The sequence below is a fragment of the Streptomyces sp. BK340 genome, from assembly GCF_007827595.1.
Classification (GTDB): domain Bacteria; phylum Actinomycetota; class Actinomycetes; order Streptomycetales; family Streptomycetaceae; genus Streptomyces.
Genome location: NZ_VISR01000004.1, coordinates 304,085 through 320,749, shown reverse-complemented (window position 1 = coordinate 320,749; position 16,665 = coordinate 304,085). Strand labels below are relative to the sequence as shown.

Sequence of the window (16,665 nt, the reverse complement as noted above, 5' to 3'; positions counted from 1 at the left end):
CCCTCCTTCGCGCATCACAGGACCATGAAACTGGCCTTGACGCGGTCGTAGAGGCTGATGGCCTGCCGCTCGGTCTCCGGCTGGTACCAGGTGTTGATCTGGTACGACTTCCCGTCCGCGTCGAAGCCGAGGAGGCGGGCGTGCCAGGGGGTGCCTTTGAGGGTGAAGGTGTACTCCCAGACGACCGCCGGGTACCCCTGGAATCTGGTCTCCGCCAGCCGGATCTTGACGTAGTCGCGTCCCTGCCGGGCGCTCTCCTCCGAGCGCTTCCAGGTGTCCAGGAGGTCGCCCCGGGCCAGGGAGGACTTGCCGACGAGTTCCTGGCGCCCGTCGGGCGAGGTGTAGTGGACCTCGGCCCCGGTCTTCACGTCCCGCCGCCATCCCTGCGGCGGAATCCATGCGAACCCGCCCGCCTCCGTCCTGGAGCCGGGCGGCGGACTGTGCGGCCGCGAGGTCCCGTCGACGGTCGGGGAGCCGGTCGGGGTGACGGCCCCGGAGTCCGAGACCCTGGGCGAGGAAGCCGTGGCGGTCCCGCCCCGGGCCTCCTCCCGCCGCCCGCCCCCGCCGGAGGTGGCGGCCAGCACGGCGATCACGACACCGACGGCGACGACCCCGAGAACGGCCAGGAGCGCGGTACGACGGAAGTGCGGCCCGTCCTGCCCTTCGGGCGCCCCGGCCGGCTCGAACGGTGCACCCGCCCGACGCCGGGTCACCGCACCTGCCCGCCCGAGAGCCCCGGCGGACTGCTGCACCGGATCACCCCCGGGCACGGCTTCGTCAGGTGCCGCGAGGAGTCCGCCCCGGCCACCGGCAGGGCCTGGGCCGCTGCCGACGGGGGTGTGTCCGTGGTCGGGGGGAGCATGTCCGCCGCTCACCGGGGCAGGGCCGGGGTCACCGGGGCGTGGGCCGCCGCCGACACGGGCAGGACCGTGGTCGTGGTCGTGGTCGTGGTCGTGGTCGTGGTCGTGGTCGTGGTCGTGGTCGTGGTCGCCAGGAGCGTGACCGCCACCGACATCGGCAGAGCCATTGCCGCCAGGAACGGGGACACCGCCCGACTCGGGCCCCACCGTCCCGGCTCCGCTCGGCCCGGACTCCACCGGTCCAGGAGTCACCGGCTCGACTCCGGGTGCTGAGGCGGCCCCCGTGGGCCCGGCACCCGCCACAGCAGGACCGGTCGACCCAGGCACGGTCAGCCCAGGCACGGTCAGCCCTGGCGCAGTCACCCCTGGCATCGTCGGTCCCGGCATCACCGGACCGTCGTCCCCCACCACCGGCACCTCCCCCGCCACCGTCACCTCCCCCAGGGGAACCGTCGGGGTCGGTGACGGATGCATCACCACCCTCAGGGCCCGCTCGACCTCGCTCAGGCCGGGGCGGTGCGACGGGTCCTTTGCCAGGAGGGCGGCGAGGAGGGGGTGCAGGGGGCCTGCCGTCGGGGGGAGGCGGGGTTCTTCGTAGAGGACCGCGTGCAGGGTGGCCAGGGTGGTGTCGCGGGTGAACGGGGAGTTGCCCGCCAGGGCTGCGGAGAGGGTCGCGCCCAGGGACCACAGGTCGGACGGAGGGCCCTGGCGGCGGCCGGAGATACGCTCGGGAGCCATGTAGTCGGGGGAGCCGACGAGCATGCCGACCATGGTGAGGGCCTTGGCGTCCTGGATCGCGGCGATGCCGAAGTCGGTGAGGACGACCCGGCCCGCTCCCGTTTCCACCAGGACGTTTCCCGGTTTGATGTCCCGGTGCAGGACGCCGCCGGCGTGCACCTGGCGCAGCGCGGCCACCAGGCCGAGGCCGATGCGCGCGGTCTCGCGCGGGCTCAGCGGGCCCTCCTCCGTCATGATCCGCTCCAGTGAGCGGCCGGTGACCAACTCCATGACGATCCACAGGCGTTGGCCCTCGTCCACCACGTCGTACACGCGCACGACGTTGGGGTGGTCGATCCGGGCCGTCGCCCGGGCCTCGCGCAGCGTGCGTTCGCGGTGTGTGCCGCTGTCCTCAGCGGCCTGCCCGTCGACGCGTATCTCCTTCACCGCGACCAGCCGGTCGAGCATTTCGTCGACGGCCCGCCACACCCGCCCCATTCCCCCCTGCCCGATGCTTTCGACCAGTCGATAGCGCGCGTTCACCAGCAGCCCCGGAATCCCGCCGGCCCTCGGTTCTCCCGCTTCCCCCAAATTTCCCGGCAATGCCTCGCACCCCCCTCAACGACCGTCTCTGCTGAAACACAACGGTCACACTTCGAGCCGTACCAGCATAGTGCGGGGAAATCTTGTGGTACCTCTTCAAGTACTGCGAATTCAGGCGCAGTCCAGGGGGTTGCAAGGGGGGCGAACATGAGTTCTCGTCGCACGGCGGGCATCGCGGGATCGCTGGTCATGGCATCTTTTTCGGCCGTGCTGGTCCTCGCCTGCACGGCCGCCGCCGATGACCAGGGAACGGGCAGCGACAAGGGAGGAAAGGCGGTCGACGAGGCACCGGCGGGCGTGAAGCTGCGCACGCTGCTGCCGGAGAGGATCTCGGTCGACAACAGTTCGAAAAAGACGGCGATTACCGCCACCGTGAAGAACGACGGCAGCAAGGACAGCGGTGACATTCGGCTTTTGGTCGTCGGATTCGACGCGCTGAAGATCACCGGTGTTCAGGGCTGCTCGGCCATCGCGGAAAAGAACCTGCCGGAAGGTGCGAACAGCGGTTTCAGCTGCCCGGTCGGCACGCTCGCGGCCGGGCGGTCCAAGTCGTACGCGGTCCAGGCAGCCTACGACCTGAGCAAGGCCGGCAAGATCTGTCTGCCCGTGCAGACCACGGACGGGAAGAAGACCTTCTGGCAGCAGGGCCCGGTGCCCTTCGGCACGACCAACCCGTCGCCGAACGCCCCGGCCACCCCGCTGCTCCTCGGCACCGACAACAAGCCCGTCGCACCGGGCGGCGACGAGCTGCCGAAGACCGGTGTGGGGCGTGACCTGCTGCCCCTGGGCGCCGCGGGCGCCGCGCTGATCGCGGCCGGCGCGGCCGGGGTGTGGTGGTCGCAGCGCCGGCGGCAGGAGGCCTGAGCGGCACGGACACGCAAAAGAGGCTCGCCGGGCCCAAGGAGCGGTACGACCCGGCGAACCTCTTCTGCAAGAACTACGGCGTCAGCGCTTGCTGACGAACTTCCAGGCGGTGGGCAGCAGGCCCATCGCCAGGGCGGCCTTCAGGGCGTCGCCGATGAGGAACGGGGTGAGGCCGAGCGAGATCGCCTGGGAGGCGGACATGCCGGCGGCCGCGGCCAGGTAGGGGACGCCGATGGCGTAGATGACGGCCTCGCCGAGGATCATCGTGCCCGCCATGCGCAGCGGGGAGCGGTCGGCGCCGCGTGCGGCCAGCGCGCCCACCAGCGCGGAGGCGAGCAGCATGCCGAGGATGTAGCCGAAGGAGACGGCGCCCGAGCCGGAGGTGCCGTCCGCGAACCACGGCACGCCGGCGGCACCCGCGACGGCGTACAGGGCGAGGGAGAGGAAGCCGCGGCGGGCGCCGAGCGAGGTGCCGACGAGCAGCGCGGCGAAGGTCTGGCCGGTCACCGGAACCGGGGAGCCGGGCACCGGAACCGACAGCTGGGCCGCGAGACCGGTGAGCACGGCGCCACCGACCACGAGGGCGGCGTCACGCACGCGGGACGCGGGAAGGAGGTCGGCGAGGACGGCGCCGGGGCGGGCGGCGACGGTGGCGGTGCTCATGGGGACTCCGCGAGTGGTGTGGGCAGGTGGGAACACTGTGACGCTATCCCGGCCGCCGCACGCTGATCACCGTCAGTGCTCGACAAAGGCGGGAACCGGCCCTTGGTGGGCTCCGAACAAAGGGTGCGGGTTACACCGGGTACGGCGTGATACCGGTCACTGAGGTGAAGTGGTGCATGGTACGGGGGGACCTGACGCCGCGTCTGTATGGTTCCACCAATGCCCTGGTGGCCGTCTCGCCCGTCGGTCGCCGTCTGGGCAGCGCGGGGGCGCTTTGCTAGCTTCGAACGCATGGTTGCCCAGGCCCGGTACTTCACGTCGCGTCGCTATGTCGACCTGCGACGCCAGGGCACGGCCACCTGTCGCCGCCCGGGGTAGCGGCGCCCTGCGGTGTGCCGCTCCTCTCCGAGACGTGTCGGCCCCGTTTCCGAGGACGGTCCTCCATGCCCCGTACCGCGGCATCCACCCTTGTCTCCCCCGTTCCCCGTGCCGCCGACAGCGACCGGCGGCGTACGAGTGCCAGCGTCGTGCTGCGGTCCGTGCTGGAGCACGGGCCGGTGGCGCGCAGCACCATCGCCCGGCTGACCGGGCTGTCCCCCGCGTCGGTGACCGAGCACTGCGCCCGGTTGGCCGGGCTCGGGCTGATCCATGAGGAGGCGGCGCCCCGCCGTTCGAACGGGGTCGGCCGGCCGCATGTGCCGGTCGACCTCGACCATGAGCGGTTCCTGGTCTGCGGTGTGCACGTGGCCGTGCCGTACACCACCGTCGCACTGCTGGACCTGCGCGGCCGCGTGGTGGCCGAGCGGCGGCTGAAGCACGAACGGACCGATCCGGGCCGGGTATTGACGCGGGCCGCCGAGGGCCTGGAGGCACTGCTCGCGCAGGTGCCGGGCCGTCGGCCGCTGGGCGTCGGGGTCGCGGTCGGCGGCTGGGTGGACCGGGAGACGGGCACCGTCGTCGAGCACGAACTGCTGGGCTGGCGCGAGGTGCCGGTGCGGGAGATGCTCGGTGCCCGCACCGGGCTGCCGGTCCAGGTGGACGGGCACGCGCGGGCGTTGGTCAACGGCGAGCGGCTGTTCGGGCGGGTCCGGGGCAGCAGCAGCGTGCTGCATCTGTTCGTCGGCAACGTGGTCGACGCGGCCTTCGCGACCAACGACGAGGTGCACCACGGGCCCCGGTCCCAGGCCGGTGCCATCGCCCACCTTCCGGTGCCGGGCGGCACCGAGCCGTGCGGTTGCGGGCGAACCGGCTGCCTCCAGGTGGAACTGAGCGAACGGACGCTGTGCCGACGGGCCCGGGAGGCCGGGGTGATCGACGGGGTGAACCCGATGCAGGTGGTGGCCGCGGCGGCGGCCGGGGACCCGGTGGCCCGGCGGCTGCTGGTGGAGCGGGCCCGGGCGACCGGACGGGCGGCCGGGCTGCTGCTGGACGTGCTCAACCCGGAGACCGTCGTGGTGACCGAGGTGGGTGTCATCCACTTCACGGACTGCCTCCACGCTCTCAGGGAAGCGGCCGGAAACAGCCGTGCGACGGCTGTCCACCCGACCAGTTTCCCCGATTCCGTGCTGGCGGTGGCGGGCGGATCGGTTGTTTTCGACGTGCTGTACCGGGACCCGTTGAGTGCGTCAGCTGAGGCTATTTAATTCAGAAACTCCGAATGTTGACAGGGGTCGAGCATGGCCGGGAACATGCTGGTCATGAACCCGCACACGAGCTGTCGCACCTTCTGTTGCTGACACGTTGCCGCGCATGAAGCGCGTGTTTCCGTTGCGTGAGTTCTTTCTTTTCCGGCCTGCCCCCACCCGGATTTCTGCATGCCTTTCCGCCCTTTTCCTCAGGGGAGTACTCCCATGCACCGTCGTCTCTTTCTCACCTCCGTGCTGGGCGCGTCCGCCGCCGTGGCGGGTCTCAGCGGCTGCGCGCACGGCAGCGCCGCCGCCGACACCGAGGGCACGGCCACGAAGCCGCTCGCCGACAAGGTGCCGACCGGCACCAGCCTGAAGGTCGCCTCGTACCTGGGTGTGCAGCAGCTCCAGTTCAGGCTGGCCAAGCTGCCCGCCCTGCCGTTCGCGGTGTCGAGCTGGGTGAACATCGGGGCTGGTCCCGATGTCATCAACGCCTTCCGCGCCAAGTCCCTGGATCTGGCCAACAACGCGGGCATTCCACCGATCCAGGCGCACTACCAGGGCTTCGACGCGAAGATCGTGGCGATCGACATCACCCGCAAGCCCAACTACCTCTTCGCCACCAAGCCGGGCAGCGACATCCGGACGGTCGCGGACTTCAAGGGCAGGAAACTCGCCTTCTCCCAGGGGCAGGCGCAGGGTGTCGTGCTCCTCCGGGCGCTGAAGCAGGCGGGGCTGAAGTACGACGAGGTGACGCTGGTCCCGCTGACCAGCAACCAGTTCCTGACCGCCCTGCAGTCCGGGCAGGTGGACATCGCCCCGCTCGCCAACAGCCAGGCGCCCGCCTACCTCAAGCAGTACGAGGGCAAGGGCGCCCACGCCATCCGCACCGACGTCGTCGACCTGCTCAACCTGCTGTGGGCGCCGGTCTCCGTGCTGGCCGACCCGGCGAAGGCCGCCGCGATCGCCGCGTACATCCCGCAGTGGGCCAAGGGCCAGGTGTGGCAGTACGAGCACCCGGACGTGTGGAACGAGGAGTTCTACGTCAAGACGCAGAACCTGACCCTGGAGCAGGCCCGGGGCATCTCCAGGCTCGCCAACAAGCCGCTGTTCCCGCCCAGCTGGGACGAGGCGGTCAAGTGGGAGCAGGAGACCGCCGACCTGCTCGCCGCGGGCGGCTTCGTGAAGAAGTTCGACGTCTCCTCGCTCTTCGACCACCGCTTCGAGTCCCTCGCCGCCAAGGCCGTACCGGCGGAGTACCGGAGGTGAGCGCCGTGACCACGACCACGACCGCCGTGGCGGCCACGACCGCCGGGGACCTCCCCCAGGTCCGCCGGCGGCGCCGCCTCTCCCCCGGCCGCCGCCTGCCCGCGGCCCGGCTGGCCGGCCCGCTGCTGCTGCTCGTCCTGTGGGCCGCCGCCTCTGCCGCCGGCCGGCTGGACCCGGGCGCGATCCCGGCGCCCTGGACCGTGCTGCGCACGGGCGCCCGGCTGTGGACCGACGGCACGCTGCCCACCGACATCCTGACCTCGCTGACGCGGGCCGCGTACGGCTTCGCGATCGGCCTGACCGCCGGGGTCGCCCTCGCGCTCGCCGCCGGGCTCAGCCGGGCCGGGGACGCACTGATCGACGGGACCGTGCAGCTCAACCGGGCGATCCCGACCCTCGGTCTGATCCCGCTGTTCATCCTCTGGCTGGGCATCGGAGAGACATTCAAGATCGCCGTCATCGCGATCGTCGTCTACGTCCCGCTCTACCTGAACACACATGCCGCGCTGTCCGGCATCGACAGCCGGTACGTCGAACTCGCCGAGGTGCAGGGCCTGTCCAGGTTCACCTTCATCCGGCAGGTCGTGATCCCCGGAGCGCTGCCCGGATTCTTCGTGGGACTCCGGCTCGCCGTCACCGGCTCCTGGCTGGGCCTGGTGGTCCTGGAACAGATCAACGCCACCAGCGGCCTCGGCTACCTGATGTTCCAGGCCCAGAACTACGGCCAGAGCGACGTCATCCTGGTCGGCCTGCTGGTCTACGGCGTCTTCGGCCTGGTCTCCGACAGCGTGGTCCGCCTGATCGAACGGAGGGTGCTGTCGTGGCGCCGCACACTGAGCAGCTGACCCGGCCCGCCGTCCGGCTGCGGGGCCTGACCCGGTCGTTCGAGGGGCGTACGGTCCTCGACGGCATCGATCTCGACCTGCCCGCAGGCCAGTTCACCACCCTGCTCGGGCACAGCGGCTCGGGCAAGTCCACCCTGCTGCGAGCCGTCGCGGGCCTCGACCACGGGGTCGCGGGCAGCGGGCACCTCACCGCGCCCGAGCGGGTGTCGGTCGTGTTCCAGGACTCCCGGCTGCTGCCCTGGCGCCGGGTGCTGGACAACGTACTCCTCGGCCTGGACGGCAAGGACGCCGTCGAGCTCGGCCGTTCGGCGCTGGCCGAGGTCGGCCTCGAGGGCCGGGAGCGGGCCTGGCCGGGCGAGCTGTCCGGCGGCGAGGCACAGCGGGCCGCGCTCGCCCGCTCCCTGGTCCGCGAACCCGAACTCCTGCTGGCCGACGAGCCGTTCGGCGCGCTGGACGCGCTCACTCGGATCCGGATGCACCACCTGCTGCGCGAGCTGTGGAAGCGCCACCGGCCCTCGGTGCTGCTCGTCACCCACGACGTGGACGAGGCGATCGTGCTCGCCGACCGGGTCCTCGTCCTGGACCGGGGCCGTATCGGCCTCGACCTGACCATCGACCACCCCCACCCGCGCTCCTACCGCGAGCCGGTGCTGGGCGAGTACCGCGAGCGGCTGCTGGCCGCACTCGGTGTCACGGAGGACCACGCATGACCCGCCGGCTCCACCTGAACGCGTTTCTGATGAACACCGGCCACCACGAGGCGTCCTGGCGGCTGCCGGAGAGCGACCCGTACGCGCACGTCGAGCTGGACCACTACGTGCGGCTCGCCCGCATCGCCGAGCGCGGCACCTTCGACTCCCTCTTCCTGGCCGACGGTCCGCAGCTGTGGGGCAGCGTCGCGCAGCGCCCGGCCGGCGCCCTGGAGCCGCTCACCCTGCTCACCGCCCTGGCGACGGCCACCGAGCACATCGGTCTGATCGCGACCGCCTCCACCTCGTACAACTCCCCCTACAACCTGGCCCGCAAGTTCGCCTCGCTCGACATCATCAGCGGTGGCCGGGCGGGCTGGAACATCGTCACCACCGCGGGCGCCGAGGCCGCCCGCAACTTCGGCCTGGACGGCGAACCCGCGCACGCCGAGCGGTACGCCCGCGCCGCCGAGTTCCTCGACGTGGCCCTCAAGCTCTGGGACAGCTGGGAGGACGACGCGATCGTCGCCGACAAGGCGGCCGGGGTCTGGGGCGACGACGCCAAGATCCACCCGCCCCGGCACAAGGGGGCGTACTTCAGCGTGGCGGGCGCGCTCAACGTACCTCGCTCCCCCCAGGGTTACCCCCTTCTCGTGCAGGCGGGCTCCTCGGAGGACGGCAAGCGGTTCGCGGCCCGGTACGCGGAGGCGGTGTTCACCGCCCAGCAGACACTGCGGGACGCCCAGGCCTTCTACGGCGACCTCAAGTCCCTGACCGCACAGGAGGGAAGGGACCCCGACCACATCAAGGTGCTGCCCGGCATCGTCCCGGTGATCGGTTCGACGGAGGCCGAGGCGCGGGCCGCCGAGCGGCTGCTGGAGGACCACATCGTGTACGACCACGGGGTGGGCCGCCTGGAGAGCCTGCTGCAGCTCACCCCGGGAACACTGGAGTTGGACGCGCAGCTCCCGGCCGACCTGCCGCCCGAGTCCGCCGTCGAGGGCGCCAAGAGCCGCTACACGCTCATCGTGGAGCTGGCCCGGCGCGAGCGGCTGACCGTACGGCAGCTGATCGGGCGGCTCGGCGGCGGACGCGGGCACCTCACCTTCGCCGGGACGCCCGAACAGGTCGCCGACCAGATCGAGACCTGGTTCACGCAGGGCGCCGCCGACGGCTTCAACATCATGCCGGCCGTGCTGCCCTCCGGTCTGGAGGCGTTCGTCGAGCACGTCGTACCGGTCCTGCGCACCCGCGGCCTGCTCCGCACCGAGTACGACGGCCGCCCCCGCCAGACCCTGCGGGAGCGCTACGGCCTCCCCCGCCCCGCCAACCAGTACACCGCTTCCCTCGTGTGAAAGGACCAGCGCACATGTCCATCGAGATCACCAAGGTCACCGCACGCATCGGCGCCCGGGTCTCCGGCGTCGACATCTCCCGGCCGCTCGCTGCCGAGGAGGCCGCCGCGATCCGCGAGGCCCTGAACGTCCACAAGGCGCTCGTCTTCGACGACGTGAACCTCGACGACGCGGGCCAGCAGGCCTTCGCCCGCCATCTCGGCGACCTGACCACCGCCCACCCGACGGTCGGCGCCGTCGAGGGTGCCCCCAACGTGCTGCCCGTGGACAGCGAGCGGGGCCGCGCCAACCACTGGCACACGGACGTCACCTTCGTCCTCAACCCGCCGCAGGCCAGCACCCTGCGCTCGATCACCGTCCCGCCGTACGGCGGCGAGACCCTGATCGCCAACGCGGCGGCCGCCTACCGCGACCTGCCCGAGCCGCTGCGCCGGCTCGCCGACACCCTGTGGGCCGAGCACACCAACGACTACGACTACGCGGTGCCGGCCGAGGAGATCGACGAGGAGAAGGCCGCCCAGCGCGCCCAGTTCACGTCCATCACGTACCGCACCGCGCACCCGGTGGTCCGCGTCCACCCGCTGACCGGTGAACGCGGGCTGTTCATCGGCGGGTTCGCTCAGCGGATCGTCGGCCTGTCGGTGGGCGAGTCCCGCAGGATCCTCGACCTGCTCCAGGCGTACGTCACCCGTCCGGAGAACATCCTGCGCTGGCGCTGGTCCCCGAACCAGCTGGTCCTCTTCGACAACCGCATCACCCAGCACTACGCCATCGACAACTACGACGGCCGGCCGCGCCGGCTGCACCGGGTGACCGTCGCCGGTGACATCCCGGTCGGAATCGAGGGCAAGGAGAGCTACTCGATCGAGGGTGACGCCTCGCACTACACACCCGTGGCCGCGTAACGTCGCCTTCACCCTCCGTAAAGGGGTTGTCCGCATACTGGGCCGCCTGTCCGCGTGAGCGGACGGGCCGCCCAGACTGTGGGCGTTTTTGCCACCCTCATGGACGGGACGAGCCGCGCCCATGCCCAGCAACACCACCACCGAGACGCCACCGCAGCAGCAGGACGGCGTCTCCCTGTCCCACGGCCTCAAGCAGCGCCACCTGTCGATGATCGCCCTCGGCGGTGTGATCGGCGCGGGCCTGTTCGTCGGCTCCGGCGCCGGTATCGCCGCCGCCGGACCGTCCATCGTGATCGCCTTCGCTCTCTCCGGCCTCCTGGTGATGCTGGTGATGCGGATGCTCGGCGAGATGTCCGCCGCCCACCCCTCCTCGGGTTCCTTCTCGGCGCACGCCGAGCGGGCGATGGGCCCCTGGGCGGGCTTCACGGCGGGCTGGTCCTTCTGGGTCCTGCTGTGCACGGCCGTCGGCCTGGAGGGCATCGCCGCCGCGAAGATCGTCACCGGCTGGCTGCCGGGCACCCCGCAGTGGGCCTGGGTCGCCCTGTTCATGCTGGTGTTCTGCGGGGCGAACCTGGCCGCGGTGAAGAACTTCGGCGAGTTCGAGTTCTGGTTCGCGGCGCTGAAGGTCGGCGCGATCAGCCTCTTCCTGGTCCTGGGCGGGCTGGCCATCGCCGGCGTGCTCCCCGGCACGGACTCCCCGGGCGCCTCCAACCTCACCGACTTCTTCCCGCACGGCGGCGAGGGTCTGGTCATCGGTCTGCTCGCCTCCGTCTTCGCCTACGGCGGCCTGGAGACGGTCACGATCGCGGCCGCCGAGTCCGAGAACCCGGTCAAGGGCGTGGCGGGCGCGGTCCGTACGGCGATGTGGCGCATCGCGCTGTTCTACGTCGGCTCCATGGCGGTCGTGGTCACGCTGGTCCCGTGGGACTCGAAGGACATCGCGGACCCGGACAAGGGCCCGTACGTCGCCGCCCTCGACCACCTGGGCATTCCCGGCGCCGGCCAGGTGATGAAGGTCGTCGTGCTGGTCGCCCTGCTCTCGGCGATGAACGCCAACATCTACGGCTCCTCGCGCATCGCCTACTCGCTGGTGGAGCGCGGTCAGGGTCCCAAGGTCCTGGCGAAGGTCTCCGGCGGTGTCCCGCGCATCGCCGTCCTCGTCTCCTCGGTCTTCGGCTTCGTGTGCGTGCTGCTGAGCTACTGGCGGCCCGACGACGTCTTCCCCTGGCTGCTGAACATGATCGGCGCGGTCATCCTGGTCGTCTGGATCTTCATCGCCGTCTCCCAGCTGCTGCTGCGGCGGCGCGTGGAGCGGGAGGCGCCGGAGAAGCTGGTCGTCCGCATGTGGGCGTTCCCGTTCCTGACGTGGGTCGCGCTGGCGGGCATGGCGGCGATCTTCGTGCTGATGGCCCGGGAGCAGGGGACCCGGGTCCAGCTGTACTCGACCGGCGGGATGACGTTGTTCCTGGCGGTCGTGGGGTACGTGTGGCAGCGGGTGCGGGCCCGGTCCTGACCTCGCCCCTCCCCTTCGAGCCCGTCCTGAAAGACCCCCGCGGTGCACCCGCGGGGGTCTTTTTGTTGCTAGCGTGTAGTTGCAAGCTCTTTGCAATAAGAGGTTCGAAGGGGACCGCCCATGCCCGTCTACACGCTGCCCGACCTGCCCTACGACTACTCCGCGCTCGCGCCGGTGATCAGCCCCGAGATCATCGAGCTGCACCACGACAAGCACCACGCGGCCTATGTGAAGGGCGCCAACGACACGCTGGAGCAGCTCGCCGAGGCGCGGGACAAGGAGTCGTGGGGGGCGGTCAACGGCCTGGAGAAGAACCTGGCCTTCCACCTCTCCGGGCACATCCTGCACAGCATCTACTGGCAGAACATGACCGGCCCGAAGGACGGCGGCGGCGAGCCGCTGGCGCAGGACGGGGTGGGCGAGCTGGCGGAGGCGGTCAAGGAGTCCTTCGGATCCTTCGCGGCGTTCAGGACGCAGCTGTCCAAGGCGGCGGCCACCACCCAGGGTTCGGGCTGGGGCGTGCTGGCGTACGAGCCGCTGAGCGGGCGGCTGATCGTCGAGCAGGTCTACGACCACCAGGGCAACGTCGGTCAGGGCTCGACCCCGATCCTGGTCTTCGACGCCTGGGAGCACGCCTTCTACCTCCAGTACCGCAACCAGAAGGTGGACTTCGTCGAGGCGATGTGGCAGGTCGTCGACTGGCAGGACGTGGCCCGGCGGTACGCGGCGGCGAAGTCCCGCACGGACGTGCTCCTGCTCGCCCCCTGAGGCACCCGGAGTCGTCCTGCCTCGTGATCGTCTTCTCACCGTTCACGTCGGCAGGCGGATGAGAGAGGACCCCCGCGAGGACGTGACTCGCGGGGGTCTTCCCCACCCCGAGGGTGGCGGGCGCTCGTCGGCTGGCTGCTGTTCGTGGCGCTGTGCCCGGGCGTCGGCAGACAATGCCGAGATCGGCCGTCGGCTCGTCATCTCCGAGGCCACCGTCAAGACGCATCTGCTGCGCCTGTTCGCCAAGTTGGGCGTCAACGACCGCACCCGGGCGGTGGTCGTCGCGATGGAGCGGGGGCTGCTGCCACACCCGTGACCGGTCACTCGCAGGGGATGTTGAGCGACAGCAGCGCGGCACCGTACTCCGTGACGCGGATCTCGCTCACCGCCGCGTTGCGCAACCGCGGCAGGACGCGGCGGTACTCCCCCACCGGGATGTGCAGGAGCGAGCACAGCACCAGTCGGAGCAGGGTGTTGTGGGCGACGACGAGGACCCGCTCGTCCGGGTGCGCGGCCGCGATCCGGCGCAGGGCGGCCGTTCCCCGGGCCGCGGCGGCGCGTGGATCCTCGGCGCCGGGGAAGGGGTGCGCCACCGGATCGACGCGGAAGGCCTGCGCCGCCTGCGGGTCCTCGGCCTCGAACTCGGCCAGCGTACGGCCCTCCACCACCCCGAAGTCGCATTCCCGCAGGCCGGCTTCGCGATGCGGAGTGAGGCCGAGGGCCCGGCAGGCCGGCTCGGCGGTGGCGATCGCCCGGGACAGGGGCGAGGTCCAGATCGCGTCCACGGGGTGGACCGCGGCCCAGCGGCCCAGCGCCTCGGCCTGGGCGCGCCCCGTGTCGGTCAGGGCCACGTCGCTCACCCCGGCGTACCGGTTCTCGGCGTGCCAGACGGTCTGGCCGTGGCGGGCGAGGAGGAGGGTCGCACTCATGAGCCCGGAGTATCCCGGGCCAGCCGCGCCCGCGCATGTGCGGCGACCTCCTTCGGCAGCCACCCCCTGCACTCCAGCTCGCCCACCAGCCGGCCGTACGGCTCGGTGAAGCGGGCCGAGCGGTCCGGGCGCGGGTCGACGGTCGTGCCGGGGCGGGCCATGCGCTCGGCCGCCTCCGCCAGCGTGGGTGCGGCACCGGTGCCGTAGGCGGCCAGTGCGGCCATGCCCAGGGCCGGTTCCGGCTGTTCCGGGACCCTGGCCGGGCGGCCCAGGACGTCGGCGCGGAGCTGGGTCCAGTAGGGGCTGCGGGCCGCGCCGCCGGTGAAGGTGAGGGGGCCGTGCAGGGGGGCGCCGAGGTGGTGGAGGTAGTCCAGGCAGAGGCGTTCGGTGAAGGCGACGCCCTGGAGGAGGGCCGCCCACAGGTCGGCGTCCGACTCGGGGACGCCGAGGAGGAGGGCAGTGGCGCGCGGGGCGCGGAAGGGGAAGCGCTCGCCCGGGGAGACGAGCGGGTAGGCGACCGCGTTCGAGGGCTCGAAGGCGGCGGCCGCGGCGTCCAGCGCGGCCGGGTCGGCACCCGGGAAGCGGGCCGTGAGGACACCGGCGCCGACACTCGAGGCGCCGCCGGGCAGCCAGGTGCCGTCGGGCGCACGGTGGTTGTAGACGACGCCGGCCGGGTCGTGGACCGGGTCCGCGGCGGCTCCCTTCAGGACCAGGGTCGTCCCCAGCACCGAGTTCCACGCGCCCTCCCGCAGCGCACCCGAGGCGATCTGTGCCGCGCAGCCGTCCGTCATGCCCGCGACGACCGGGGTGCCGGCCGGGATGCCGGTGGCCGCCGCGGCGGCCGGGCAGACCTCGCCGAGCCGGGTGCCGGGGCGTACGACGTCCGGGAGGGTCCCCGCGGGCAGGCCGGTGAGGTCCGGCCAGCGGTCGCGCACCGCGTCGTACGCCGTCTTCAGGGCGTGGCTGGAGTCGGCGGGGACGGGCCGGCCGACGAGCCGCGCGTTGACCAGGTCGGGCTGGTGGGCCACCCGGCCGGGGCCGTACCGGCCGACCAGCCAGCGCACCTTCGGCAGCGCCCAGGTGTCCTGCACGGTGAGCCCCGCCGACCGCAGCCGGCCGGCCTCGGCGGCCGCCCGCCCGTCGTCGTACATCAGCGCCGGGCTCGCCGGGCGGCCGGCGTCGTCCGTGAGCAGTACGGTCCCGGAGGTCCCGCACACCGCGACCCCGCCCAGGGGCACCCGCGCCCCGTCGAGCGCAGACCCGCAGGCCGCGCACACCGCCTCCCACCACTCCCCCGGGTCCTGCTCGTGCCGCACCCCGTCCCGCCGCCCGCGCCGCAGGGGCGCCGCTCCGCTGCCGAGGACGCCGCCGTCGGCCGTCACGAGCAGGGCGCGCACCCCTTGCGTCCCGAGGTCGATCCCGAGCCACGCCAACCCCATCCGGACCTCCCGCAGATAGCGAACCGGTCTGTGAACTTCCCATGCTCCTCCGAGATTTCCCCCTGATTTCCCCGTGCACAAGGGATTGACGGCCTTCTCTCGCCGTTACACCCTCTGTTATCGAGTCGATTCGCGCTGTTAACCCCGCCCGACCCCACCGCCCCACCGACGGAGGTCACGGATGGACAGGCACGTGCACGACCGCCGGCGCTTCCTCGCGCTCACCGGAGCCCTCACCGCCGCCACCGCCGCGGCCCCGCTGCTGTCCGCCTGCGGTACCGGCTTCGGCGGCGACGACAGTCACAACGGCGGCGGCTCGGCCGCGGACGACGTCACCGGCTCCTTCGACTGGAAGCGGGAGAAGGGCACGATCGTCAAGGCGCTGCTCAACAAGCACCCGTACACCGACGCCCTGATCGCCGACCTGAAGGCCTTCACCGAGAAGACCGGCATCGAGGTGAAGTACGACGTCTTCCCCGAGGACAACTACTTCGACAAGCTCACCGTCGACCTGTCCAGCGGGCGCGCCTCCTACGACGTCTTCATGCTCGGCGCGTACATGGTGTGGCAGTACGGGCCACCGGGGTGGCTGGAGGACCTCGGGCCGTGGATGCGCAACTCCTCGGCGACCGGCGCCGAATGGGACCGGGCCGACTTCTTCCCGAACCTTCTCCAGGCCGACCAGTGGTCCCTGAAGGCGGGCGCCCCGCTCGGCCGGGGCGGACAGTACGCGCTGCCGTGGGGCTGGGAGACCAACGTGGTCGCCTACAACACCGAGGTGTTCGGCAGGCTGGGGCTGAAGCCGGCCGAGAGCTTCGACGAGCTGCGCGAGCTGGCCGGGGTGATCAAGAAGAAGGCTCCCGGTGCCGGGTTCGACGGCATGTACGGGATCGCCGTACGGGGGTCCCGCAGCTGGGCCACCATCCACCCCGGGTTCATGACCATGTACGCCCGCAACGGGCTGCACGACTTCACCGTCGGGGGCGGGAAGCTCACCCCCGCCATGAACACCCCGAAGGCCGTCGCCTTCACCGAGGACTGGGCCGGCATGGTGAAGCAGGGCGGGCCGCCGTCCTGGACGTCGTACACCTGGTACCAGTGTTCCAGCGACCTCGGCGCGAAGAAGGCCGGGATGCTGTTCGACGCGGACACGGCCGCCTACTTCCAGGCCGTGCAGGGGGCCTCGCCCGCCTCCGGGAAGATCGCCTTCCACCCCGGGCCGAAGGGACCGGACGGGTCGCTCGCCACCAACATGTGGATCTGGTCGCTCGGCATGAACGCCAGGAGCAGGCGGAAGAGCGCCGGCTGGCTCTTTCTGCAGTGGGCGACCGGGAAGGAGCACCTGCGCCGGGCCGCCCTCACGAACAACCACATCGACCCCGTGCGGAAGTCGGTCAGCCAGGACGGCGCCTACAAGGACAAGATGCGGCACCTGCCCGGCTTCATCGAGACCTTCGAGACGGTCGTCGACCAGACGAAGATCCAGTTCACCCCGCAGGCCCAGTTCTTCGACGCCACCACCAGCTGGGCCGCCGCCCTCCAGGAGATCTACGGCGGGAAGGACGCCGGGTCCGTGCTGAACGGGCTGGCGAGCGACCTCAAGTCCAAGGTGGGCTGAGGG

At 71.6% G+C, this 16,665-nt stretch carries 14 protein-coding genes and 1 pseudogene; 11 read left to right on the top strand and 4 right to left on the bottom strand.

The genetic code is table 11. From position 1 onward, the window contains the following. Positions 1–14: 14 nt before the first annotated feature. Entirely contained in the window at positions 15–2,120 is a 2,106-nt protein-coding gene (locus tag FB157_RS10855; protein ID WP_145878368.1) for a serine/threonine-protein kinase, read from the bottom strand. A 207-nt stretch (positions 2,121–2,327) separates the two neighbouring features. On the opposite strand from FB157_RS10855, the gene FB157_RS10850 reads away from it, so the two are divergent. Then, positions 2,328–3,044 carry an LPXTG cell wall anchor domain-containing protein gene (locus FB157_RS10850; RefSeq protein ID WP_145878366.1) on the top strand — a complete coding sequence of 239 codons (717 nt, stop codon included), beginning with the start codon at positions 2,328–2,330 and terminating at the stop codon, positions 3,042–3,044. An 81-nt stretch (positions 3,045–3,125) separates the two neighbouring features. On the opposite strand, the gene FB157_RS10845 is transcribed toward FB157_RS10850, so the two are convergent. Further along, positions 3,126–3,707, bottom strand: coding sequence for a biotin transporter BioY (locus tag FB157_RS10845; protein WP_145878364.1), 582 nt, complete (start codon positions 3,705–3,707; stop codon positions 3,126–3,128). Positions 3,708–4,150: 443 nt separating this feature from the next. Between FB157_RS10845 and FB157_RS10840 the strand changes: the two genes are divergently transcribed. The 9 genes and pseudogenes from FB157_RS10840 to FB157_RS10800 form a co-directional block, all read left to right on the top strand. Continuing rightward, positions 4,151–5,350 (top strand): ROK family transcriptional regulator, encoded by a 1,200-nt coding sequence (locus tag FB157_RS10840; protein WP_145878362.1) that lies wholly within the window; start codon positions 4,151–4,153, stop codon positions 5,348–5,350. 207 nt (positions 5,351–5,557) lie between these two features. Then, entirely contained in the window at positions 5,558–6,601 is a 1,044-nt protein-coding gene (locus tag FB157_RS10835; protein WP_261386251.1) for an ABC transporter substrate-binding protein, read from the top strand. Further along, positions 6,598–7,446, top strand: coding sequence for an ABC transporter permease (locus FB157_RS10830; RefSeq protein ID WP_145878358.1), 849 nt, complete (start codon positions 6,598–6,600; stop codon positions 7,444–7,446). Before FB157_RS10835 ends, FB157_RS10830 begins: the two co-directional genes overlap by 4 nt. After that, positions 7,422–8,156 (top strand): ABC transporter ATP-binding protein, encoded by a 735-nt coding sequence (locus FB157_RS10825; RefSeq protein WP_145878356.1) that lies wholly within the window; start codon positions 7,422–7,424, stop codon positions 8,154–8,156. Before FB157_RS10830 ends, FB157_RS10825 begins: the two co-directional genes overlap by 25 nt. Beyond that, positions 8,153–9,490, top strand: a complete 1,338-nt coding sequence (locus FB157_RS10820) for an LLM class flavin-dependent oxidoreductase (RefSeq protein WP_145878354.1) — start codon at positions 8,153–8,155, stop codon at positions 9,488–9,490. Before FB157_RS10825 ends, FB157_RS10820 begins: the two co-directional genes overlap by 4 nt. A 14-nt stretch (positions 9,491–9,504) precedes the next feature. Next, positions 9,505–10,395 (top strand): TauD/TfdA family dioxygenase, encoded by an 891-nt coding sequence (locus FB157_RS10815; protein ID WP_145878351.1) that lies wholly within the window; start codon positions 9,505–9,507, stop codon positions 10,393–10,395. Positions 10,396–10,516: 121 nt separating this feature from the next. Next, positions 10,517–11,908 carry an amino acid permease gene (locus FB157_RS10810; RefSeq protein ID WP_145878349.1) on the top strand — a complete coding sequence of 464 codons (1,392 nt, stop codon included), beginning with the start codon at positions 10,517–10,519 and terminating at the stop codon, positions 11,906–11,908. A 120-nt stretch (positions 11,909–12,028) separates the two neighbouring features. Beyond that, the gene (locus FB157_RS10805) at positions 12,029–12,676 is read left to right on the top strand and encodes a superoxide dismutase (protein ID WP_145878347.1); all 648 of its coding nucleotides are present in this window, start codon (positions 12,029–12,031) and stop codon (positions 12,674–12,676) included. Positions 12,677–12,848: 172 nt separating this feature from the next. Continuing rightward, a pseudogene (locus FB157_RS10800) lies at positions 12,849–12,992 on the top strand (response regulator transcription factor); the annotation flags it as partial. A gap of 4 nt (positions 12,993–12,996) precedes the next feature. On the opposite strand, the gene FB157_RS10795 reads toward FB157_RS10800, so the two are convergent. Next, positions 12,997–13,605 carry a histidine phosphatase family protein gene (locus FB157_RS10795; RefSeq protein WP_145878346.1) on the bottom strand — a complete coding sequence of 203 codons (609 nt, stop codon included), beginning with the start codon at positions 13,603–13,605 and terminating at the stop codon, positions 12,997–12,999. Continuing rightward, entirely contained in the window at positions 13,602–15,044 is a 1,443-nt protein-coding gene (locus FB157_RS10790; RefSeq protein WP_145878344.1) for an FGGY-family carbohydrate kinase, read from the bottom strand. The genes FB157_RS10795 and FB157_RS10790 overlap by 4 nt, the downstream gene beginning before the upstream one ends. Before the next feature lie 181 nt (positions 15,045–15,225). Between FB157_RS10790 and FB157_RS10785 the strand changes: the two genes are divergently transcribed. Beyond that, complete coding sequence (locus FB157_RS10785; RefSeq protein ID WP_145878342.1) at positions 15,226–16,662, top strand: extracellular solute-binding protein; 1,437 nt, start codon at positions 15,226–15,228, stop codon at positions 16,660–16,662. Positions 16,663–16,665: the final 3 nt, after the last annotated feature.